Source organism: Acinetobacter sp. TGL-Y2, from assembly GCF_001612555.1.
Classification (GTDB): domain Bacteria; phylum Pseudomonadota; class Gammaproteobacteria; order Pseudomonadales; family Moraxellaceae; genus Acinetobacter.
On record NZ_CP015110.1, the window covers coordinates 3,178,779 to 3,201,625 of the forward strand.

The 22,847-nt window shown below is 41.6% G+C and carries 19 protein-coding genes and 1 riboswitch; of the genes, 5 read left to right on the plus strand and 14 right to left on the minus strand.

Features of this window, described 5'->3' with window-relative positions:
* Positions 1-401: 401 nt before the first annotated feature.
* Complete coding sequence (locus tag AMD27_RS15195; RefSeq protein ID WP_067663074.1) at positions 402-1,388, plus strand: mechanosensitive ion channel family protein; 987 nt, start codon at positions 402-404, stop codon at positions 1,386-1,388.
* Between the two features lie 27 nt (positions 1,389-1,415).
* Here AMD27_RS15195 and AMD27_RS15200 read toward each other — a convergent pair whose 3' ends face one another.
* From AMD27_RS15200 to prfB, 5 genes are all read right to left on the minus strand, one after another.
* Complete coding sequence (locus tag AMD27_RS15200; protein ID WP_067662086.1) at positions 1,416-2,132, minus strand: 16S rRNA (uracil(1498)-N(3))-methyltransferase; 717 nt, start codon at positions 2,130-2,132, stop codon at positions 1,416-1,418.
* Between the two features lie 193 nt (positions 2,133-2,325).
* A complete protein-coding gene (locus tag AMD27_RS15205) occupies positions 2,326-3,606 on the minus strand; it encodes a 3-deoxy-D-manno-octulosonic acid transferase (protein ID WP_067662089.1) in 1,281 nt (426 codons plus the stop codon).
* 104 nt (positions 3,607-3,710) lie between these two features.
* Positions 3,711-4,790, minus strand: a complete 1,080-nt coding sequence (locus tag AMD27_RS15210) for an alkene reductase (protein WP_067662092.1) — start codon at positions 4,788-4,790, stop codon at positions 3,711-3,713.
* Between the two features lie 31 nt (positions 4,791-4,821).
* Positions 4,822-5,124 (minus strand): ArsR/SmtB family transcription factor, encoded by a 303-nt coding sequence (locus AMD27_RS15215; protein ID WP_067662095.1) that lies wholly within the window; start codon positions 5,122-5,124, stop codon positions 4,822-4,824.
* 259 nt (positions 5,125-5,383) lie between these two features.
* Positions 5,384-6,479 (minus strand): peptide chain release factor 2 gene (prfB, locus tag AMD27_RS15220; RefSeq protein ID WP_150115789.1). Its coding sequence is split into 2 segments (ribosomal slippage): positions 5,384-6,406 and positions 6,408-6,479, totalling 1,095 coding nucleotides; the frame shifts between segments, so codons are not numbered across the junction.
* Positions 6,480-6,856: 377 nt separating this feature from the next.
* Here prfB and AMD27_RS15225 point away from each other — a divergent pair.
* The 4 genes from AMD27_RS15225 to AMD27_RS15240 all read left to right on the plus strand — a co-directional run bounded on the left by AMD27_RS15225 (position 6,857) and on the right by AMD27_RS15240 (position 9,772).
* A complete protein-coding gene (locus tag AMD27_RS15225) occupies positions 6,857-7,252 on the plus strand; it encodes a transposase family protein (RefSeq protein WP_067655826.1) in 396 nt (131 codons plus the stop codon).
* Complete coding sequence (locus AMD27_RS15230; protein WP_067655823.1) at positions 7,200-7,670, plus strand: transposase family protein; 471 nt, start codon at positions 7,200-7,202, stop codon at positions 7,668-7,670. Before AMD27_RS15225 ends, AMD27_RS15230 begins: the two co-directional genes overlap by 53 nt.
* Before the next feature lie 394 nt (positions 7,671-8,064).
* Positions 8,065-8,841, plus strand: coding sequence for a putative porin (locus AMD27_RS15235; RefSeq protein ID WP_067662107.1), 777 nt, complete (start codon positions 8,065-8,067; stop codon positions 8,839-8,841).
* A 169-nt stretch (positions 8,842-9,010) separates the two neighbouring features.
* Entirely contained in the window at positions 9,011-9,772 is a 762-nt protein-coding gene (locus AMD27_RS15240; RefSeq protein WP_067662109.1) for a putative porin, read from the plus strand.
* A gap of 47 nt (positions 9,773-9,819) precedes the next feature.
* Here the strand turns inward: AMD27_RS15240 and recJ are convergent, their stop codons facing one another.
* The 9 genes from recJ to AMD27_RS15285 all read right to left on the minus strand — a co-directional run bounded on the left by recJ (position 9,820) and on the right by AMD27_RS15285 (position 22,787).
* Complete coding sequence (gene recJ / locus AMD27_RS15245; protein ID WP_067662116.1) at positions 9,820-11,523, minus strand: single-stranded-DNA-specific exonuclease RecJ; 1,704 nt, start codon at positions 11,521-11,523, stop codon at positions 9,820-9,822.
* Positions 11,524-12,180, minus strand: coding sequence for a pyridoxamine 5'-phosphate oxidase (pdxH, locus tag AMD27_RS15250; RefSeq protein ID WP_067662118.1), 657 nt, complete (start codon positions 12,178-12,180; stop codon positions 11,524-11,526).
* Positions 12,181-12,189: 9 nt separating this feature from the next.
* Positions 12,190-13,521, minus strand: coding sequence for a phosphoglucosamine mutase (gene glmM, locus AMD27_RS15255; protein WP_067662120.1), 1,332 nt, complete (start codon positions 13,519-13,521; stop codon positions 12,190-12,192).
* Positions 13,522-13,660: 139 nt separating this feature from the next.
* Positions 13,661-15,127, minus strand: a complete 1,467-nt coding sequence (guaB, locus tag AMD27_RS15260) for an IMP dehydrogenase (protein WP_067662122.1) — start codon at positions 15,125-15,127, stop codon at positions 13,661-13,663.
* A 424-nt stretch (positions 15,128-15,551) separates the two neighbouring features.
* A complete protein-coding gene (locus AMD27_RS15265; RefSeq protein WP_081405988.1) occupies positions 15,552-15,917 on the minus strand; it encodes a YkgJ family cysteine cluster protein in 366 nt (121 codons plus the stop codon).
* Between the two features lie 332 nt (positions 15,918-16,249).
* On the minus strand, positions 16,250-16,825 hold the full coding sequence (locus AMD27_RS15270; RefSeq protein WP_067662129.1) for a TMEM165/GDT1 family protein: 576 nt from the start codon (positions 16,823-16,825) through the stop codon (positions 16,250-16,252).
* A 75-nt stretch (positions 16,826-16,900) separates the two neighbouring features.
* Positions 16,901-17,042: riboswitch (yybP-ykoY riboswitch) on the minus strand.
* A gap of 124 nt (positions 17,043-17,166) precedes the next feature.
* On the minus strand, positions 17,167-19,149 hold the full coding sequence (locus AMD27_RS15275; protein ID WP_067662132.1) for a 2-oxo acid dehydrogenase subunit E2: 1,983 nt from the start codon (positions 19,147-19,149) through the stop codon (positions 17,167-17,169).
* Between the two features lie 2 nt (positions 19,150-19,151).
* Positions 19,152-21,854 carry a pyruvate dehydrogenase (acetyl-transferring), homodimeric type gene (aceE, locus tag AMD27_RS15280; RefSeq protein WP_067662136.1) on the minus strand — a complete coding sequence of 901 codons (2,703 nt, stop codon included), beginning with the start codon at positions 21,852-21,854 and terminating at the stop codon, positions 19,152-19,154.
* A gap of 240 nt (positions 21,855-22,094) precedes the next feature.
* Positions 22,095-22,787 carry a M23 family metallopeptidase gene (locus tag AMD27_RS15285; protein WP_067662139.1) on the minus strand — a complete coding sequence of 231 codons (693 nt, stop codon included), beginning with the start codon at positions 22,785-22,787 and terminating at the stop codon, positions 22,095-22,097.
* Between the last annotated feature and the right edge of the window lie 60 nt (positions 22,788-22,847).

Sequence of the window (22,847 nt, forward strand, 5' to 3'; positions counted from 1 at the left end):
CAAACAATCATGCTTTGGTCGTAGATTATTGATTCATTTATATACACTTTTAAAATAGATCGCACGCATTCAGAATAAAACTGAGATGTTATTTTTTGCATTGATCGTGCAAGGCTATCGTTAGATCATCTAATGTTTTATGCACATCAGGATTGTCTAAAATCTACATTTTTCACTTATTTTGTTGGCATTTCATACCATTTTGCATAATGTGGTGATCTTGTCTTTTTATCGCTCAATACGGAAATACTGCGAAACCTGTGTATCGTTTTATCTCTGCAACGGACTCGATCAAATCAGTTTAAGCATTAACATGAAATATGCAGAGTGAATACGTCAAATCTTTTAATTTTTGTGTATTTTCAGGCAAAATAGCACAATTCTTTAGATTCGGAACGCTCGTGGCTGAACAACAAAATACCTTAAGTGATGTCACACAAGGTACCACTCAAATTTTGCATGAGGCATCGGAAAAGACTGCACAAACTGTGCTTGCGCATACTTCAAAATATAACGATGCCTATAGCACCATCGATAAAATTATGGATGGTTTCTGGGAACGTATTCCCTATATCTGTATTGCACTGGTGGTATTTACTATTTTTTGGCTATTGTCCAAAGTTTTCAAATTTTTCGTGCGCAAAACATTGTCTGATCGTACCTATACCCGTCAAAACTTGGTGTTGGTGTTAAATCGCGTCGGTGCTTCAGCCATTATTTTCTTTGGTTTTCTGATTGCCATGGTCATTGCCATTCCAGGCTTTACACCCGGCCAACTCATGAGTGCTTTGGGTATCGGCTCGGTGGCGATTGGTTTTGCATTTAAAGATATTTTCCAAAACTTGTTGTCTGGCGTTTTGATCTTACTCAGTGAACCCTTCAAAATTGGCGATGATATTATTGTCTCAGGCATGGAAGGTACGGTTGAAGATATTCAAATTCGTGCGACTTACTTACGCTCACCTGACGGGCGTCGCATCGTGATTCCAAATGCTACGGTGTATACCAGTGCAGTAACCGTCAATACAGCCTATAAACGTCGACGCTGTGAATTTATTGTGGGAATTGGCTATGAAGATGACGTGCAAAAAGCCAAAGAAATCGTGTTAGATATTTTAGATCGTGACAGCAGCATTTTGAGTCAGCCAGGTTTTAGTGTGAACGTCGCAGCATTGGCAGACTTTTCAGTCCATCTCAAAGTTCAGTGGTGGGTGGATACGGGCGAAACTGGCACTTCAAATTCGATCAGTTCGATACAAGAAAAAGTCATTCATGCTTTTGCGGAAAATGATGTCTCGATTCCTTATCCAGTTCAAGAAGTGAAAGTTTACCGCGGTGACCCTTCTGTGCAAGAGGAAGAGTCTGCGCGTGCAAAAATTCTAAATTAAAAAGTATAAATTAATGTACTGAACAGCTTAAATGTTTGAACTAAATAATCTGCCCAATACATAGGGAATCACAGTCTCAGTTCGAATAATACGGTTGCCCAGACTCAGTGCTTGGCAGCCGTTTTTGATGAGCAGATCAACTTCAAAAGGAATAAAGCCACCTTCTGGACCAATCACAATGGTACATGCATGATCAATGGCATAAGGCATATTGGATTCAACATAAGGATGTGCCACATAACAAGGGGTATCCACAGTAATCAGCGTAGGTAATACATCTTCGACAAAGGGTTTAAAGCGTTTGAATATTTCAATTTGAGGCGCCACAGTGTCGCCCGCTTGCTCCAAACCTAAATCTATAAAATGATCTAACTGCTGTAAAAATGGCGTCTGCCAATAGCTTTTATCGACCCGATAACTGTGCAATAAAATGATCTTTTCGACCCCCAAAGTCACACTATCTTGAATTAAACGGCGTAAAACTTTGGGCCTTGGCATGGCTAAAATAAGGGTAACTGGTAGCTTTTTCGGGATCACTTCTTCATACAAAGCTTTGACACGAATCGCTTGCTCAGACACATCTACCACTTCGGTGAGATATCTTTTTCCTGCTTTGATACCCACTTTTAGCGTATCCCCCACTTTGACATCGACATGGGTTTTTAAATGCTCAAGCTGACGTTTTGAGGTAATCGACCAAAGTTCAGATTCAGTTTGGCGTGGATCAAGCAGGACGATATTCATAAAATCCAAAATAAAAAAATACTGAATAAAGATAGGCGATGGGTGACAAGGGTGGCGTCAGTTTCTCTATGCTATAGAACATCGTAGCGGATAGAAAAAGGCTTTTTCACTCTTGCCCCGTCAAAATTAGATCATGTCTAGACAAAATCACTGTCATTTTGAAGAATATTGAGGCGATGAGTATTCATAACCATTATAAATAACGATCCAAAACCGCAATATGTTTTGCTAAGGATCCTGCATTTTTTTGCATAATGGCGTCCGCATTTTCACTCATTTGCATTGCTAAAGCGGGATTTTCAATGAAATCCATCAGCATCGCGGCAATCTGCGGAGCATCTTGTCCCACTGCGACTGCATAGGCTGCAACGAACTCATCCACAATGATCTGAAAATTAAAATAGTTGGGTCCAATCACTGTCGGCACACGTAGTGCAATCGGCTCTAATATATTGTGCCCACCACCCGGTGAATTTAAAGACCCTCCCACAAAGCAGGCTTGACTTAAGGCATACCACAGCCACATTTCCCCCATGCTATCGGCCAAATACACTTGCGTATCCGATTCAATCGCCTGATTTAGGCTGCGGCGCTGGGTGTTTAAATTTAAATTTTGTGTTATTTGATAGACGTCATCAAAGCGTTCAGGATGACGCGGAACCACGATTAATAATAAGCTTGGATCATGTTGTAGTTGATCCTTAAATGCGTCGAGCAGCAATTGCTCTTCTGGCGCATGGGTACTGGCAATGGTGACAATCTTACGATTCGACAGTTGCCATTCGCTTTTTAACTCTTTGGCTTGTTCGATGAAGCCTTGCGGTGCATGAATATCAAATTTAATACTCCCCACCACCTGACTTTGACTCTGGGACATACCCAACTGCTGAAACCGCGCTAAAGATGCCTGATCTTGCGCCAAAAGCTGATCTATACCCAATAACATCGGCCGGGTAAGACTTGGCACTTTGGCATAGCCTTGGGCTGATTTTTCAGAAAGACGTGCATTGACCAATATCGTCGGAACATGGGCAATTTTGGCTTGATCAATCAAGTTCGGCCACAGTTCAGTTTCGACCAAAATCAACATTTTCGGTTGATATTTTTGGAAGAAAGCCTGAACTAAGTGCTTTTGATCTGCAGGTAAATATACCGCTTGAAAGCGCGCTTCATAGGGTGCTCTAAGAAATAACGACTTTGCACGCGCCTGACCTGTTTTAGTGGTATTGGTGACTAAAACGGGATGCCCTAATTTTAAATAATGCTCGATTAATGGCTGTGCTGCATTGGTTTCCCCTACAGAGACCACATGAAACCAAATGGTATCCAGATTTTTAGGGGGCTGAAAAGGTCCAAAGCGTTCTAGATATTCTTGTTGATACTGCTGTTCATTTTCGGCACGTTTTTTTATACGCCATTGATAAACGGGCTTAAGAAGCACCAATGCTGCGTTATACCAAAATGGAGTTGCCAAAAAAGTGACCTCAAATCAAATGAATGTTTAAAAATATAACAGAGCATAAGTGGATTCACCACTCATGCTCTGCCTATGACTACTTAAATGTACAGGCTTAGCGCTTATTCAGCGTGTGCCAAACTCTCTGCTAAAAATGGATAATCGACATAACCTTCAGGGACATGGGTGCCGATCATATTTTCAAACTTCAATTCATTCAGTGGCGCATCTTGTATCAAGCGCTCATATAAATCTGGGTTTGCAATATAGGCTTTACCAAATGAGACTGCATCGGCTTTTTCAGATACCAATAAATCCAGTGCAGTTTCACGATCTAATTTCATATTGGCAATATATGGGATGCCATTTGAACGCTCTTTTAAATATTGACTGATACTGTCGTCAGCCAAATATTCACGCGTAAAGAAGAAAGCAATCTGACGTTTGCCTAGTTGCTCTAAGACATAGCCGAAAGTTTCACGTGGATCGTGATCACCCATATCGTGCTCATCGCCGCGTGGTGCCAAATGCACACCCACACGACCTGCGCCCCAGACTTCAATCAGCGCATCTACAACTTCCAATAGGAAGCGCGCGCGGTTTTCAACAGAACCACCGTAGATGTCTTCACGTTGATTGGTTTTGCTTTGCAAGAATTGGTCAATTAAATAACCGTTGGCAGCATGTAATTCTACACCATCAAAACCCGCAGCTTGAGCATAAATTGCAGCTTGTTTAAACTGCGCAGTAATGGCCTGAATTTCTGAAATTTCAAGCGGACGCGGTACAACATAGTCACGTTTTGGACGTAGTAAACTGACCTGACCTGCTTGTTGAACATTACTTGCAGAAACTGGCGTTTCACCGTTTAATAAATCTGGATGTGATACACGACCGACATGCCAAAGCTGAGAAACAATGAGCCCCCCTTTGGCATGAACTGCCTCAGTGACCATTTTCCAACCTTCAACCTGTGCATCTGTGAACAAACCTGGCGTATTTTCATAGCCATTAGCTTCTTCAGAAATCACCGTCGCTTCAGCAATAATCAGTCCTGAACTTGCACGCTGTGCATAGTACTCAGCCATTATTGGAGTCGGAACACGATCCGCTGTTGCTCGGCTACGCGTCAAAGGCGCCATCACCACACGGTTTTTTAATTTTAATTCGCCAAATTGAATAGGTGTATTGAAATCCGCCATTTACCTTACCTCATCACGCTACGTCTTTACGTTATAGCGACTGTTGAATATGTGATACAAAATTTTGAATCAGTGCTTCATTACGCGAAAAATAAGACCATTGACCATACTTCGTTGCCTGAATCAAACCTGCTTGCTGTAAAACAGACAAGTGATTCGACATCGTAGACTGAGAAACATCTGCAATTTTTTCAATCTGTCCTGCACAAACTCCACGACTAAAATCTTCAACGCATTCATTTTTTGGAATAAATTGCTCAGGATCTTTTAAACATAATAGAATCTGTCGTCTAATCGGGTTAGATAGGGCTTTATAAATCGCTTCTGTGTCCATCTCATTTCACTCAAAGTCATGATCTGCACTGTGCCAAGATCATTATATCGATTTTTTTAGATATTAATATCGATTTAACTCGATATATACAAATTAATTCAATCTCAATGCTGACGGTGCAAGTAATTTTGATTCTAACATTGTTCTAAAACTGAACTTCAGTTTGAGTCAATTAAAAATTTTATCTCTGCATTTAGCATAACCCAGAGATAAAAAAACAGAGCCGAAGCTCCGCTTTTTAAATCTTAAGATTTGCCCCTTAAAGACCTTGTTTCAAGCTTGCCTCAATGAACTTATCTAGGTCACCATCCAGTACAGCCCCAGTGTTTGAGCTTTCTACACTGGTACGTAAATCCTTAATGCGTGAGTCATCTAAGACGTATGAACGAATTTGACTGCCCCACCCAATATCTGACTTGGTGTCTTCTAAAGCTTTAGCCGCATCATTACGGATTTGCATTTCACGCTCATACAGTTTTGCACGTAACTGTTTCCATGCATGATCACGGTTGGCATGTTGTGAACGTTGGTTCTGACACGCCACCACAATACCTGTTGGCGCATGCGTTAAACGTACCGCAGAATCGGTTTTGTTAATGTGCTGACCACCCGCGCCTGATGCACGGTAGGTATCTGTACGAACATCGGCGGGATTAATATCAATTTCAATATTGTCATCCACTTCAGGCGATACAAAAACAGCTGAGAATGAGGTATGACGACGGTTACCTGAGTCAAATGGCGACTTACGAACAAGGCGATGTACACCAGATTCAGTACGTAACCAACCGTAAGCATATTCGCCTTCAACACGAATGGTCGCAGACTTAATACCCGCCACATCACCGTCAGATTCTTCCATCAATTCAGCCTTAAAGCCATGACGTTCGATCCAGCGTAAATACATGCGCAGTAACATCGATGCCCAGTCTTGTGCTTCTGTACCACCAGAACCTGCTTGAATCTCGACATAACACGGATTCGGATCCATTGGGTTACTGAACATACGACGGAATTCTAGTTTGGCAAGTTCTGATTCTGAGGCCGTCAGTTCTGCTTGGACATCTTCCAGTAAACTTTCATCATCGACTTCTACAGCCAAATCCAATAATGCTTGCGCATCTTGAAGCTGCGTGGTTAAACCTTCTAAAACGTTCAATACGTTTTCAAGTTCACCTTTTTCTTTTGCCATGGCTTGCGCACGGCTTTGATCATTCCAAATATTTGGATCTTCTAATTCGCGGAGGACCTCTTCTAAACGCTCTTTCTTTAGATCGTAGTCAAAGATACCCCCGTAATGTTTGACCACGGTCGTTTAAGTCTTTTAATTGGATTAGATAAGGATTAATTTCCACGCGAATTACTCTCAATCAAAGTAGATAGATTTTGAAGAGGCAAATTATATCACAGTCTGCTCGGACGCATTGAATACAGCCTGCTCATGACCCAATCATAAATGATAATCAGACAATCGTATTTTCTCATCAGTCATTTTCAAGCTCTAAAAATTCACCATAGAAGTGCCCCTCCTTCGAGTAGATATAACGTGAGACTTCGTAAAAGGAGATACTTTTTGTTAAATACACTCTCCTGCTATGCCCTTCGCCTAAAAACGAAATTTTAGTATCAATTTAAATTTCAATAATAAATCTCTTTCATAAATCAAAAAATAATCAATCTTTTGCCGATTATTTGTACCAAAGCCTCTTCAATAATCATGCATAATCTTTGAATGAAATACATCGATTCAAAAAAGCTTTCTGAAACACAGTTCAAGCGATATACAGGCATCTCATGGTCAACCTTTTATTTAATGGTTGAGCAACTTAATATGCATGTTCCTGCCAAAGGCAGACCACCTAAATTGAGCATAGAAGATCAAATCCTTCTATGCTTAAGTTATTGGCGTGAATACCGAACATTGTTCCATGTCGCAACAAGTTATGGTGTTTCAGAGCCTACAGCTTCAAGAATCGTCCGCCACGTAGAGGACTGCCTCATCAAGTCGAATTTATTTAATTTACCAAAGGATTTGCCAGAAGGCGAAGGCATTGATTGGAATGTGGTGATCGTAGATGCCACAGAAATTACAATACAAAGGCCTAAAAAAACAGAAGAAAAGCTATAGTGGGAAGAAGAAGGCACATACTTTCAAAGTTCAAGCCATCATTCATTATAAGACTCAGAAAATTCTAAGTTTATGCACGAGTCGTGGTGCTGTACATGATTTTGAACTCTTCAAACGTAACTTGAATCAGATTCCTATAGGTGCCTTCATTCTTGCAGATAAAGGCTATCAAGGGATTTATGCAGTATATGCGAATAGCCTATTGCCATTAAAAGCAAAAAAGCGCTGCAAACTGGATCCTGAGCTAAAAATGTATAATCAAGAAATCAATAAAAGGAGAATTGGCATTGAGCATATATTTGGTAGTTTGAAAACTTTCAAAATTCTTGCTGAGCGATATCGTAACCGTGGAAAAAGACTGGGCTTAAGATTCAATTTAATTGCTGGAATTTACAACATGGAGCTGAATAAAAAATGACTTATGAAAGAAGTCTAATTAATGATTTTTTAATTTAAGAAGGAGATTTAATAAAAGTTAAAAATTATTTGTAATGGTTTTATATTCACGTATTTTAAAAAATAAACACCACTAAAGTTAATGATCAAAGTTCTTATTTTAATCAACCAAAGGTTGATTAATTGATTTAAAAATAAGTATAAATATTGTAAATACACAGTTTCTCTACAATTTTAATAAATTAAAACATCACCTTAAACCTTTTAATATTCATGAGCTTAAAGTGTGAAAATTACATTAATTTACGCTAATTACACTAGGGTTACATGCTAATGATTGACGCAGTTTTAAAACGCTCTAGACTCGAAGATGTAACAAAAAATGTATCCGAATTTAATCTTCAAGGGGAAGTTTCATGAAAAAGTTAGCAATCGCTTCTGCTCTTCTTTCAGCTTTGGCTGTAACTGGAACCGCAAACGCATACCAAGCTGAAGTAGGTGCTTCTGCTGGATTAATCGATCCAGATAATGGTAGTTCAAGTGGTTCTTTCGGTGTGGATGGTACTTATTACTTCAATCCTGTTCAGACACGTAATTCACCTTTAGCTGAAGCGGCGTTCTTGGACCGTGCAAGCAATGTGAATGCTCAATTCAACTACGATGAAGTTGGTGATGCTGAAGCAACTAAATACGGTGTAGGTGCAGAATACTACGTACCAAATTCAGATTTCTATGTCAGTGGTAATGTTGCCCGTCAAGATATTGAATATCCAAATGGCGCAGACTTTGACACAACGTTGTACGGTGCCGAAGTTGGTTACCTACCAGCACCAGGCCTGCTCATTGCAGCAGGTTTGAAAGGTTATGATAACGATTATGACGATGGTGTTGATCCAACATTACGTGCTAAATACGTAACAACTTTAAGTAATGGTAAAGCTATTAACCTAGAAGCAGGCGCTGCATTTGGCGATCTAGATGAGTTTAATTTAGCTGCTGACTACTTCATTGATCAATCTTTAAGTGTTGGTGCTGACTATTATAGCAACGACCTAAATGACAATAGTGAATTCGGCATCAGCGCACGTAAATTCTTTAATCAGCAAGTTAGCGTAGAAGGTCGTGTTGGTTTTGGTGATGTCGCTTCAAATGATTACAATAAATTTGGTTTAGCTGCTAAATATCGTTTCTAAGTCATCTTTTAGTTTTCACCCTATAAAAAGCCCATCTTCGGATGGGCTTTTTAGTGCCGTTTTAATAGAATGTCATTTTTTATACATTGACTCTCTGAGTTTTTTTTATACAATGTCACCGAACTGTAACAATACAGTCATAATTTTATAACAAAGAGAGCATTTTATAATGTTTAAGAAAATTGTACTTGCAACAGCAATTATTGCTAGCCTAGGAACAGCTCATGCTTATCAAGCAGAAGTTGGCGGAACCATTTCTTTAGTAGACCCAGACCAAGGCGATACCTCTGCAGGTTTCGCAGTTGATGGAACTTACTATTTTAATCCAGTACAAGTCAAAAATAACCCATTAAATGAAGCAGCATTTTTAGATCGTGCAAGCAATGTTAATGGCGCGATTTCATATATTGATTATGACTTAAGTGATATCACTACTTTTGGTGCTGGTGTTGAATACTTCGTACCGAATTCAGACTTTTATGTAAGCGCTAATATCGGACAAACTCAACTAGGAAGTGATGGTTCAGAGGATTTCGATACAACGACTTATAGCGCTGAAGTCGGTTATTTACCTGCACCAGGTTTATTGGTTGCAGTAGGACTGACTGGTTTTGATAATGATTTAGGCGATGACGTAGATCCAACTTTACGTGCTAAATATGTGACTCAAGTGGGCGCATATGATATGAATTTTGAGGGTGCTGCTACATTTGGTGATATCAATGCATATGGCCTTGGTGCAGATCTTTATCTAGATAAAACGTTTAGCGTTGGTGCTGGTTTTTCAGGTAGTGATGCAGATGGTGTAGATGATGACGTATTTAATATTCGTGCTAAAAAATTCTTTACTCAGCAAATTAGCCTAGAAGGTTCAGTTAACTTTGCAGATGCCGGTAATGTATTCGGTGTTCGTGGTGCATACCGCTTCTAATCTCCTTTTGAGATAGAAATCAAAAAACCGCTCTCATGAGCGGTTTTTTATTGGGCTAAATGCAGCACTCGAAGCTGTATGCTGACATTGCCTCTAAACTCATTCTTATCCAGTTCATAGACCAGATTGACATGTGTCTTTTTTCCATCAAAATTAAACTTATCTAATGCATTAAATGCAATGCCTTCAACCATTTGACCATTATCTAAAGCGAGTTTTAACTTCAAATGCACGTCTTTGAGCCAACGATGCTCTAACACTTTAAAACAACCTTGAAAAATGGGCTGTGGAAATTTTTGCCCCCATGGACCCAATTTCTCAATTTGCTGAACCGTACTGACTTGAAAGTCGACTGCGTCTAATTCGCCATCTGTCCATAGATTTTCTTGGAAAATCTCAGCATCTGTTTCTGCAATCAGTTTTTCAAAGATATCTTTAAATTCAGCAAAGTTTTCACGTTTGATCGTGAGTCCTGCCGCTGCTGCATGCCCCCCAAAAAAGCTGACCAAATGTGGATATTGCTCTGCGACTTTTTCAATACAATCTCGGATATGAATGCCTTCAATGGAACGTGCAGAGCCTTTGATATGGATGCCGTCTTTATCCGCAGCGAAGACAATACTTGGTCGATGAAACTGCTCTTTTAAACGCCCGGCAACAATGCCAATCACCCCTTGGTGCCAATGCTCTTCAAACATAATCAGGGCCGAGGGCATATTTTCGTGATCAATCTTTAGATTTTGCATCGCAGACAAAGCATCTTGTTTCATTTCAGCTTCGACATGACGGCGTTCTAAATTAAGCTCATTTAACTGCCGTGCAAGCGGATATGCTGTTGCCATATCTTCAGCCAACAGACATTCAATGCCAATGTCCATGGTTTCCATACGCCCTGCTGCATTAATACGCGGACCAATCACGAAACCTAAATCTTGTGCTTTGATCTGTGCAGGATCACGTCCTGCAATATCCAAGAGTGCAAGAATTCCAGCGCGACATTGCCCAGTTTGAATCCGCTTTACACCTGAATCCACCAAGATGCGGTTGTTATAATCTAAACTTGCAACATCGGCATAGGTACCTAGTGCAACCAAGTCTAAATATTGAGTCATTTTTGCAGTCGATTTTTGCTGTTTAGCACGCTGACTGCTCAAATTTGCCAACACATAAAAGGCAACGCCCACTCCAGCCAAAGCCTTACTTGCAAAATCACAGCCTAACTGATTCGGATTAACTACAGCTTCTGCTTTTGGGATTGCTTTGGTCGTCAAATGATGATCGGTAATGATCACTTGCATACCATGCGCTTGCGCCTGCTCAACCCCTGCATGACTGGAAATACCGTTATCCACAGTGATCAAAAGATCAGGGGTGTAAGTCACAAAAACCAAATCTGCGATCGCAGGTGTTAAACCATAACCATATTTAAAACGATCAGGGACTAAATACTCAACATCTGCGCCCATTTCACGTAGCGCCAAAATCATCAGTGTGGTGCTGGTCGCCCCATCGGCATCATAATCCCCCACGATGACGATTTTTTGCTGCTGATCAATCGCATTGTCAATCATGGCAATGGCTTGGTCTAAGCCTTTCATACGTGGAGCAAGTAAATATTTAAGTTTCAGCTCTAACTGCTGAGCAGATTCAACCCCACGGCGTGCCAAAATTTTTGCAAATAAAGGCGATAAACCTGAAAAATGCTCAGGGCTGGTTAAAAGCGGACGTTCACGAATAAGCATAGAAGACATCTAGGGCATGAGTCGTTTGAGTTGCCATTTGGCATCTACTTTTTCATAAATAAGACGATCATGTAACCGACTTGGTCGCCCTTGCCAAAATTCAAAATAATCTGGCACTAAACGGTAGCCACCCCAAAATTCAGGTTTTGACAGCTCAGCCTGATCTGTAACACGCTCTTGTAACTGTTCAAAACGCGTTTGCAATGCTTGACGGCTCTCGACCACACCACTTTGTGGGGTACTAATATGTGCTGCAATTTGACTATCACGCGGACGCTTATGATAATAATCAGTCGACTCTTGCACCGAAATTTTATCTACACGCCCCGCAATTCGAATTTGACGCTCAAGCTCAGGCCAATAAAATAACAATTCAGCAAAAGGATTCGATGCAAGATCTAATCCCTTTTGGCTGTCATAATTGGTATAAAAATCATAGCCTGCCTCTGTCGCACCGCGAAGTAGCACAGTACGAACGTGCGGACGACCTTGCGCATTGGCTGTCGCAAGGGACATCGTGTACGGTTCATGCAGTTTCAGCTCGAGAGAATGATTAAACCAATTTAAAAATTGCTGATGAGGATCCGCATTGACCTGCGTTTCCAGCAACTCCCCTTTTTGATAATTTAAGCGAAGTTCGCTTAAATCTTTAATTAAATCAGGCATAAAAATCCTTTAAGCTGCGTTGGCACGCACCGCATCTGCCAGCTGATTTGCCAATGCAGTGACTTCTGCTAAATCTTCACCTTCAACCATGACACGAATCACAGGTTCAGTCCCAGATTTACGAATCAATAAACGACCACGACCTTTCAACTGCGCTTCAGCTTGATCAAACGCAGTGACTAAAGCAGGCACAGAATACGGATCGAACATTTCTGCTAAGCGCACATTGACCAAGATATTAGGCAATAAGTCAAAACCAGCGACCAATTCATGTAAGGCTTTTTTCTGCTCGACCATTACGGTTAACACTTGCAGTGCAGCAATAATCGCATCACCTGTCGTGCTTTTATCCAGCGTCAAAATATGTCCTGATGGCTCACCACCAATCACCCATGCATGATCCGCTAAAGTTTGAAATACATAACGATCGCCCACTTTGGCACGTGCAAATGGCACTTGAGCTTTCTGTAAAGCCAACTCTAACGCCATGTTGCTCATCACTGTCCCGACAATACCCGCAGGTTTATTCGAGCTTTGCGTTGCTAAAATATATAAAATATGATCGCCGTCAATTAGGTTGCCCTTTTTATCGACCATTACCACGCGATCTGCATCACCATCAAAAGCAATACCGAGATCCGCTTGGTGCTCAAGTACAGCAGCTTGTAATTTTTCAGGATGCGTTGAACCACAACCTTCATTGATATTTAGACCATCTGGTTCATTGTGAATGGCGATCACTTTTGCGCCAAGTTCACGAAATACCGATGGTCCTACGCTGTAAGCTGCACCATTGGCACAATCCACCACGATTTTTAAGTGATTCAGATCAAAATGATACGGGAATGTTGACTTACAAAATTCGATATATCGGCCATTGGCATCTTTCACGCGAACGCTTTTACCTAAATTGGCATTGTCTTCAATTAAAATGTCTTTTTCGAGTTCTTGATTAATTGCATCTTGAAAAGTATCCGCGATCTTTTTACCTTCACTTGAGAAGAATTTAATACCATTATCAAAATAAGGGTTGTGAGATGCTGAAATCACAATACCAAGACTGGCATGCAATGCGCGGGTCAGATGTGCAATTGCAGGCGTGGGTAATGGACCGAGTAAATGGACATAAACACCCGCAGCATTTAGGCCTGCTTGTAATGCCGCTTCTAAAATATAACCTGATAATCGAGTATCTTTGCCCAGTACGACAATCGGTTTATTTTTCTTTGCATTTTGTTTTAAAACCTTACCTGCGGCAAAGCCTAATTTAAGCGCAAACTCTGGTGTAATCGGAAGTTCACCAAATTTACCGCGAATACCATCTGTACCAAAATAACTCATTTTTATCCCACTTATTATCGTGTATTTTTACACTTTGCTTTTCATTTATATACTTTACACTAAATAAAAAAAGCCGTCATAAACTGACGGCTTTTCGTACTAAAAATACTGCTAAAACTAAACCAACATACGCTTTAATTTAACCAACACGATAATTTGGCGCTTCTTTGGTAATCGTCACATCATGTACATGCGATTCCGACATACCTGCTGCAGTAATTTTAACAAATTTTGCATTTTGACGTAGATCTTTAATCGTTGCTGAACCGGTATAACCCATAGAAGAACGTAAACCGCCCATCATTTGATGCACAATATTCCCCATTGGACCTTTATACGGTACACGACCTTCAATCCCTTCAGGAACAAGCTTCTCAGCACCCGCTTTTGAGTCTTGGAAATAACGGTCAGCAGAACCTGTTGAACCCGCCATTGCGCCCAATGAACCCATACCACGGTAAGCTTTGTAGTAACGACCTTGGAAAAATTCAACTTCGCCCGGTGCTTCTTCCGTACCTGCCATGAGTGAACCGACCATAATCGTGCTTGCACCCGCACCAATTGCTTTTGCCATATCGCCAGAGAAGCGAATACCACCATCAGCAATAAGTGGAATTTGCTCTTTTAAAGCATTGGCTACAGAGTCAATCGCAGACATTTGTGGCATACCAATACCCGCAACAATACGCGTGGTACAGATTGAACCCGGACCGATACCGACTTTTACCGCATCTGCGCCTGCATCAAGTAATGCCAAAGCAGCATCACCTGTGGCAATGTTACCGCCAATCACTTGCACTTGTGGATAGTTGGCTTTAACCCAACGTACACGTTCAATCACGCCCGCAGAGTGACCATGTGCAGTATCAACAACAATCGCATCTACACCCGCTTCAACCAATGCTTCAACACGGCTCGGTGTTTCTAAACCCGTACCGACTGCAGCGCCCACACGTAAGCGACCTAAGTCATCCTTACAGCTGTTTGGATAAAGCTCAGCTTTATTGAAATCTGTAACTGTAATTAAGCCTTTTAACTCGTTATTTGCACCCACCACCAATACTTTTTCAATACGATGCTGTTGCAATAAAGCTTGAATATGTTCTTTTGATTCATTTTCACGAACCGTGACCAAGCGATCTTGACCTGTCATGATGTTACTCACAGGTTGTTCAAGATTGGTCTCAAAGCGTGTATCACGACCCGTCACGATACCCACAACTTTGCCGTCTTTTACGACAGGCACACCACTGATATTGTTCGCTTGAGTGATTGCAATCAACTCACGAACTGTAGTTTCAGGAGTGACTGTAATAGGATCTTTCACCATGCCTGCTTCAAATTTTTTCACGCGGCGAACTTCAGCGGCTTGCGCTAAGATATCCATATTTTTATGTAGGATACCAATACCACCATTTTGCGCCATCGCAATCGCCATACGGGATTCAGTCACCGTATCCATTGCTGCAGAAACAAGGGGGATATTCAGTTGTATGCCACGAGTCAGGCGTGTCTTTAGAGAGACATCTTTTGGGAGGACAGTTGAGTAGGCAGGGAGTAATAGAACATCATCGAAAGTTAACGCGTCTTGAACGATGGTCAACATAACAGTCTCACTGGTAATTTCCGTGAGCCATTATATACAAATTTCTATTTAAATTTCATTTTAATTATGAGCAATTATTTAGCTCAGCTAGATTATTCTAATATTTATTTCAATTTTGATCATGTCCCTTCGCCAAGTATTGATACTAACTTTGTGCATTTTACGGTTTATTTTCAAAACGATATCATCGTAATAATATTCTACAGTCCATTGTCTATTACGACATGACCTATGCTTTTGGCTAAGTCTATAAAGATCAGAGCATCCTTTTAATTGTTCATCACGAGAGACGCTTAACGTCCATTTGGTATGGATCATTTTTTATGATTTGTCGCATGAAAGTCTCTGAATATGAGAAATATAGAAATATAGAAATATAGAAATATAGAAATATAGAAATATAGAAATAAGAATGATCAATCACCTAAACAACTTGATCATAATCTTCATCATTTACTGGATGAGGTATGTCAATCTCAATCAAAGGAATGAGTCCATGCGCTGAACGTGCCTTTAGACATTGACTGTCTCCCGCTTGAACTTCTTTACATGAAGAACTACGTTGCTCGTACATTGTACAACTGACCTGTTGCCCGATTTCACCAGACAACATCACACAACGTGGATTTTTCTGATTGGTGCCTTTCATACACGAATAAACAGGCGATAAGTCTTCTACCACATCATTGGGCATGATTTCTCCTTCTGCCCAATAAAATGACACTCTAAAAAAGGCGCAACATGCCCCACAACTTGTACACGCATCCTGCGCGATGACTTGAGACAACATGATCCAAATTCTCGTTGTTAAATAATTATTTTACTTTTGAGAATCCTAGAAAATGTTGCCGCTTAATACAAGGTTTTTTTAATATTTCGGATAAGAAAAACCGTTTCATTCATTAAATCGATACCGCATTGTAACTTTTCAATCTAACTTAAAAACTGAGCAATCACCTCTTTACCCACAAATGGCAAATGATTTTTTAATAGCAGACAACCTATAGGGAATTAAACCAAACAATACCGCAGATCTTATTTATAAATTTTATATTTATCAGAATATTGTGGCTTTATTTTCAAAAAAAACCGAACCAATGGTTCGGCTTTTTCATTTCACTACTACAGTAAATAATGTTGAATCAACGCGCCCACACCCAATAATAGGAAAATCAAAGCACCAATTTTATGAATCAATGAAATCGGAAGTTTTTCCGCCAATTTATGTCCGATAAAAACAGCGGGTGCATTGGCTAACATCATCCCAAGTGTTGTACCTGCTGTGACCCAAAAAATACTGTCAAAGCGTGCTGCCAATGCCACAGTCGCAATTTGAGTTTTGTCCCCAATTTCAGCCAAGAAAAACAGAACAAAGGTCGCCCCAAATACACCGTACTTTTGCCATTTATTGATGTTTTCATCTTCATCGCCCAGCTCATCTGGAATCAGCATCCAACCTGCCATAGCGATAAAACCAAGCGATACAATCCAAAGTAGAATTTCAGGGCTGAGTACCGTCGTTACCCATTGACCCACCATCGCTGAAACACCATGGTTAATGAGCGTTGCCAATAAAATTGCGATCAAAATAGGGACAGGTTTTTGATAACGTGCCGCAAGTAAAAGCGCTAGAAGTTGGGTCTTATCGCCCATTTCAGCGAGTGCCACAATAGCGGTAGAGAGGAGAAACTCTTGCATGATCACTTACTCTGGCTAGCAATTTTAAATACCATTGACCTACCCCTCCTGCTAGCCCAATGTGCAGAGTGGTAAATCAAAGGTCTTGCCAACAAAAATAAGCTTTAAATAAGCTCATTTGGTTCTTTGCTATGATGACCATGCTCGGTTGAGCAAATATGTTGACCATCACCCTTTTAACTTGCGTAAAAGGCGGCTACTCCCCAATGAAGTGGCTCCATTATAGGTAAATCGAGTCGCATTTTCAAATTCTCTTTTACTCAAAAGTGACTTTAAACATAAACGTGGTCCCAAAAATAAACCCCGCTTGAGCGAGGTTTATTAAATGATGAACGGCTAGATTAGATCAGTAATGTACGGATATCTTTTAACAACTTGGTGAGCTTATTGGTGAAACGTGCTGCATCTGCACCATTAATCACGCGGTGATCATACGATAATGATAATGGAAGCATCAGTTTCGGATCAAAACTTTGACCGTTCCATACGGGTTGCATGGTGGCAGGTGAAATGCCCAAGATCGCCACTTGAGGCCAGTTCACCAGTGGCGTGAACGCTGTTCCACCAATTGCACCCAGGCTTGAAATGGTAAAGTTGGCGCCTTGTAGATCTTTGGGTGACAATTTCTTATCACGGGCTTTTTGACCGAGCACACCCAGTTCAATCGAAATCTCTTTAATTGATTTTTGATCTGGATGACGCAGTACAGGAACGGTCAGACCATCAGGGGTTGCAACGGCAATCCCCATGTGAATTTCATTGCGAAGCAAAATCGATTTCGCATCATCTGACAAGTGCCCAGCAAAATCACGTTCTTCTTTGAGCAAATGCGCAACCGCTTTAATGATGAATGCCATAATGGTCAGGCTAATGCCTTCTTTCTTAAAGTTGCCTTTAAGATCATTACGCCATGCTTCAAGTTCAGTGATATCCGCTGCATCGAATTGCGTCACTTGCGGAATAAAGTTATTCAATGACAGCTGCGGTACAGACACTTGTTGTAAGCGGGTCATGGCTTTTTCTTCAACACCACCAAAGGCACTAAAATCAGGTAGTTTTGGCAAGCCTGAAACTGCCGCAACTGCTTGAGGTACAGCTTGCGGTGCGGTCAGACGTGACTTCACATACGTCACCAGATCTTCTTTCATGATCCGTGCATGTGGGCCAGACGCTTTTACTTCTGCCAACACCACACCCAATTCACGCGCAAGCTTACGTACCGCAGGGCCAGCATAAACATTGGCATTTGCAGCATGTTGCTCTTTGCTGAGTTTATCTGCGCCATTTTGCGCTGTCTTAGCTGCAGCGACTGAGGCTTTGACTTCAACGACTGGCGCTTTGGCTTCGGCTTGAGGAGCCGTTGTTTTCGGTGATGTTTGTGCTGGTTCGACTTTTGTCACAGGTGCAGCAGCGGTTTGACCTTCTGCTTCAATCGTAACCAGTGCAATGCCTTCAGAGACATTTTGACCCATTTCCACATGAATGGCTTTGATCACACCCGCAGTCGAGCTTGGCACTTCAACGGTGGCTTTGTCAGATTCAACCACAATAATGCTTTGGTCTTTTTCAACCGTATCACCTACAGCAACCAAAATCTCTGCCACCACGGCTTTGTCCACACCTAAATCAGGGACAGCCACTTCGACAGGCCCTGCTGATCCTTGTGCTACAGGTTCAGCTTCTGTCTGAGCAGGCGTTTCGGTTTTGGCAGGTTGTGCAGAAGCAGCGTCTGCTTTCGTCTCAGATGCTGAAGCCGCAGTTTTCACTTTCAGAATCACCACACCTTCTTTAACGGTATCGCCTTCTTTAATTTCAATGGATTCGACAATACCTGCAACCACACTCGGTACTTCTACCGTGGCTTTATCCGACTCAACTACTACGATGCTTTGATCAATTTCGATCTCATCCCCTACAGCCACCAGAATTTCACCTACAATGGCTTTTTCTACACCAATATCTGGTACTTGCACATCAACCACTGTCGATACCGCAGTAGCAGCCGCTGGCGCAGCTTCTACTTTCGCGTCAACAGGTGCGGGTTCAGCCTGAGCGACGTCAACCTTTGCTTCAGCTTGTGGTGCTGATGCAGCTTCATTTTCAGCTTCAATTTCGATCAGAACCGCACCTTCAGCCACCTCATCACCCAATGCAACTGAAATGCTTTTGACCACGCCTGCCGAAGTGCTGGGCACTTCAACAGAGGCTTTATCAGATTCAAGCAATACAATACTGTCGTCAACGGCAATGCTGTCGCCTACTTTGACCAAGATTTCAGCCACAACCGCTTTATCTACACCAATATCAGGCGTTGTAATTTGCATGCTTATTTCTCCTCTTTGTAGTCAGCTACAGCCTGTACAGAAGGTGTGGCTTGTGGAAGCCACGCCACTGGACGGTCTGTATCGAGCTCAAAGCTAGAGATCGCATCTTTGACTAAACGCGCATCCACTTCACCTTCGTCTGCTAATTTCTTCAATGTTGCAACCACAATATGAGCTGCATCTACACCAAAGTAGCTGCGTAGTTTCGCGCGTGAATCTGAACGACCATAACCATCAGTACCGAGTGCTACGAATGGGCGGTTGTCTGGAAGATAACCACGAATTTGTTCGCTGTAAGCACGCATATGATCTGTTGCAGAAACCACAATACCTTTGGTTGCACGCAGTTGCTCAGATACCCATGCTTCTTGAGCAATTTCAGCCATCGGATGTAGGCGGTTATATTCTTCACATGCCATACCGTCACGTGCCAATTCGTTAAAACTTGTTACGCTAAATACATTTGAATGAATTTGATATTCATCACGTAGAATCTGTGCTGCTTTAATCACTTCACGAAGAATCACACCTGAACCCAGCAACTGAACTGTGGCTTTATCATCTTTTTCGAGTAGATACATCCCACGTTTAATGCCTTCTTCCACGCCTTGTGGCATTTCAGGATGTTCATAGTTTTCGTTCATGACCGTTAAGTAGTAGAACACACGCTCTTGATTTACATACATGCGTTGTAAACCATCATGCACAATGACCGCCAACTCATAACCAAAACATGGATCATAAGACACACAGTTTGGAATCGTATTTGCCAGAATATGTGAGTGACCGTCTTGATGCTGTAAGCCTTCACCATTTAATGTAGTACGGCCTGCTGTTGCACCAAGCAAGAAACCTTGTGCCTGTGCATCGCCTGCTGCCCATGCAATGTCCCCAATACGTTGGAAACCAAACATCGAGTAGTACATATACATCGGAATCATCGGCAAGTTATTGGTGGAATAACTGGTTCCCAATGCCGCCCAAGCGCTCATCGCACCTGCTTCGTTAATCCCTTCTTGAAGCATGTGACCATCTTTTGCTTCACGGTAATGCATGAGCTGTTCTTGGTCTTCAGGGGTGTAATGCTGACCATTTGCCGCATAAATACCCAATTGACGAAACATACCCTCTAAACCAAAAGTACGTGCCTCATCTGGAACAATTGGAACAACACGGTCTTTAATTGCTTTTTCTTTTAATAATGCAGCGATTAAACGCACCATCACCATGGTGGTCGATTGCTCTTTACCATTTGAACCTGCCAATACTGCGTCAAACACAGAAAGTTCAGGAATAGTAAGCTGTTCACTTTCTTTACGACGTGCAGGTAAGTAACCACCGAGTGCTTCTCGGCGTGCTTTCATATATTTCAATTCAGGCGAGTTTTCACTTGGACGATAGAAAGGCACATCAACTAACTCATCATCACTAATGGGCAAGTTGAAACGATCACGTACATATTTTAAAGATTCAATTTGCATCTTTTTGATTTGATGCGTTTTATTAACCGCTTCAATTTCTTCAGATAAACCGTAACCCTTAACTGTTTTCGCAAGAATTACTGTTGGCTGACCTTTCGCTGTACATGCCTCTGCATAAGCTGCAAATACTTTGTACGGGTCATGACCCCCACGATTGAGATTATCAATATCTTCATCACTTAAATCTTTTATAAGTTCAGCTGCTTCAGGGTATTTACCAAAGAATTTCTCGCGCGTATATGCGCCACCTTTTACTTGGTAACGTTGGTATTCACCATCAACCGTTTCTTCCATTACCGCTTTAAGTGCGCCAGATTCATCTTTTGCAAGTAATGGATCCCAATGACGACCCCAAACCACTTTAATAACACGCCAACCCGCACCACGGAATAATGATTCAAGTTCTTGAATGATTTTACCGTTACCACGTACAGGACCATCTAAGCGCTGTAGGTTACAGTTTACAACCCAAATCAGGTTATCCAACTTCTCACGACCCGCAAGCGAAATAGCACCCGTACTTTCTGGCTCATCCATTTCACCATCGCCAAGGTAAGCCCACACCTTACGGTTTTCTTCTTTAATTAAACCACGGTTCATGAGGTATTTTTGAATATGTGCTTGGTAAATCGACATGATTGGACCAAGACCCATAGATACTGTTGGGAACTGCCAGTAATCAGGCATCAAGTATGGATGTGGGTAAGATGGCAAGCCGACACCATCTACTTCGCGACGGAAGTTATTTAAGTGTTCTTCAGTCAAGCGACCTTCAAGGAATGAACGCGCGTAAATACCTGGGGCACAGTGACCTTGATAATAGATCATGTCGCCACCGAAATGGTCGCTATTGGCACGGAAGAAGTGGTTAAAACCTACGTCATATAAGGTTGCAGATGACGCAAAACTTGCCAAGTGACCACCCAAGTCATCACCTGTTTTGTTTGCACGAAGTACCATAGCCAATGCGTTCCAACGAATCAGCGCACGAATACGACGCTCCATATCTTGGTCGCCTGGCATCGCAGGTTGTTCTTCAACTGAAATCGTATTGATATAAGGTGTATTTAAACGTTGAAGAGGCACGTGTTTAGCGATTGCTTGTTGATACAATTTCTCCAGCAAAAATGCTGCACGATCTGTACCCATATGTTTTAAAACAGAGTCGAATGCTTCTTGCCATTCTTGCGTTTCTTGTGCGTCGGTATCGCCGTAATACGCCATCTCTTCCCTACTCCAAATAACCTAAATTCTATATCTTATATGTATCATGAATTAGCTTAGTCCAGTTATGGTCACATCTGAATACGGAATCGACTACTATTTCGTTGTGAAATAGTTATTGACCATAAATCACACAAGTAAACAAAAAACCGCCAATAATGGCGGTTTTTTAAACAATACTTATTTAAAGCAATGATACAGTGGAGCTAGAATGCTTTAGCGCATAGGACTTCTGAAGTCTTATGGTAGCATTGCTAAATAAGTTGATGGGTTCTTGCGTTGGCCATCCTTTACCACTTCATAGTGTAAGTGTGGACCTGTACAACGACCAGTACAACCAACGTTAGCAATATGCTCGCCTGCGCCTACACGCTCACCCACACGTGCAATCAGACGTGAAGCATGGGCATAACGCGTGATGTAACCATTACCATGGTTAATCTCAACGTATTGACCATAACCTGTTCCCCAACCTGACTTGGTGACGACACCAGAACCTGTTGCATAGATTGGAGTACCTGTGGGTGCTGACATATCTAAACCAGAATGATTTTCAGCGCGTCCGCCCATGGTACGACCACCATAGTTTGAACTGACACGTTTCATATCTGGAAGTGGATGAGTGACTAACCATGAGTGGTTTGAATTTGCTGAGTAACGTGAAGTTGATTTTGAACCATACTTCCCAGCAAGGCTGGCATTATTTAATTCGATTGGATCCGCTTTACGAATTTTAACATCCAACTGCGTATTGGCAGGAATATCCATATCATCCGGATGGCTGTAAGAACCTTGGGATAATGTCTTCGTTAATAGCTCTAAACGGTCAGGTGAAGAAACATGGGTGGCATCTAATTGAACTAAATCTGCGAAAGCAACAGAAGCGGCCGAAGCTGCTAAAGAAAACGCCAATAATATACGTCGCGAATGCATAAAAACCTCATTAAACTGTTCTTACTAAGTCTTTTGCGTGATCTCTTCCTTGATATTCAC

Bases quoted from the DNA above. Each gene is read 5' to 3' on its own strand.
- AMD27_RS15235 (WP_067662107.1), top strand. From the start codon at position 8,065: ATGAAAAAGTTAGCAATCGCTTCTGCTCTTCTTTCAGCTTTGGCTGTA.
- AMD27_RS15215 (WP_067662095.1), bottom strand. From the start codon at position 5,124: ATGGACACAGAAGCGATTTATAAAGCCCTATCTAACCCGATTAGACGA.
- AMD27_RS15240 (WP_067662109.1), top strand. From the start codon at position 9,011: ATGTTTAAGAAAATTGTACTTGCAACAGCAATTATTGCTAGCCTAGGA.
- AMD27_RS15265 (WP_081405988.1), bottom strand. From the start codon at position 15,917: ATGTTGTCTCAAGTCATCGCGCAGGATGCGTGTACAAGTTGTGGGGCA.
- AMD27_RS15275 (WP_067662132.1), bottom strand. From the start codon at position 19,149: ATGCAAATTACAACGCCTGATATTGGTGTAGATAAAGCGGTTGTGGCT.
- AMD27_RS15200 (WP_067662086.1), bottom strand. From the start codon at position 2,132: ATGAATATCGTCCTGCTTGATCCACGCCAAACTGAATCTGAACTTTGG.
- guaB (WP_067662122.1), bottom strand. From the start codon at position 15,127: ATGTTGACCATCGTTCAAGACGCGTTAACTTTCGATGATGTTCTATTA.
- AMD27_RS15285 (WP_067662139.1), bottom strand. From the start codon at position 22,787: ATGCATTCGCGACGTATATTATTGGCGTTTTCTTTAGCAGCTTCGGCC.
- recJ (WP_067662116.1), bottom strand. From the start codon at position 11,523: ATGTCTTCTATGCTTATTCGTGAACGTCCGCTTTTAACCAGCCCTGAG.
- AMD27_RS15210 (WP_067662092.1), bottom strand. From the start codon at position 4,790: ATGGCGGATTTCAATACACCTATTCAATTTGGCGAATTAAAATTAAAA.
- pdxH (WP_067662118.1), bottom strand. From the start codon at position 12,180: ATGCCTGATTTAATTAAAGATTTAAGCGAACTTCGCTTAAATTATCAA.
- aceE (WP_067662136.1), bottom strand. From the start codon at position 21,854: ATGGCGTATTACGGCGATACCGACGCACAAGAAACGCAAGAATGGCAA.
- AMD27_RS15225 (WP_067655826.1), top strand. From the start codon at position 6,857: ATGAAATACATCGATTCAAAAAAGCTTTCTGAAACACAGTTCAAGCGA.
- glmM (WP_067662120.1), bottom strand. From the start codon at position 13,521: ATGAGTTATTTTGGTACAGATGGTATTCGCGGTAAATTTGGTGAACTT.
- AMD27_RS15230 (WP_067655823.1), top strand. From the start codon at position 7,200: ATGCCACAGAAATTACAATACAAAGGCCTAAAAAAACAGAAGAAAAGC.
- AMD27_RS15270 (WP_067662129.1), bottom strand. From the start codon at position 16,825: ATGCAAGAGTTTCTCCTCTCTACCGCTATTGTGGCACTCGCTGAAATG.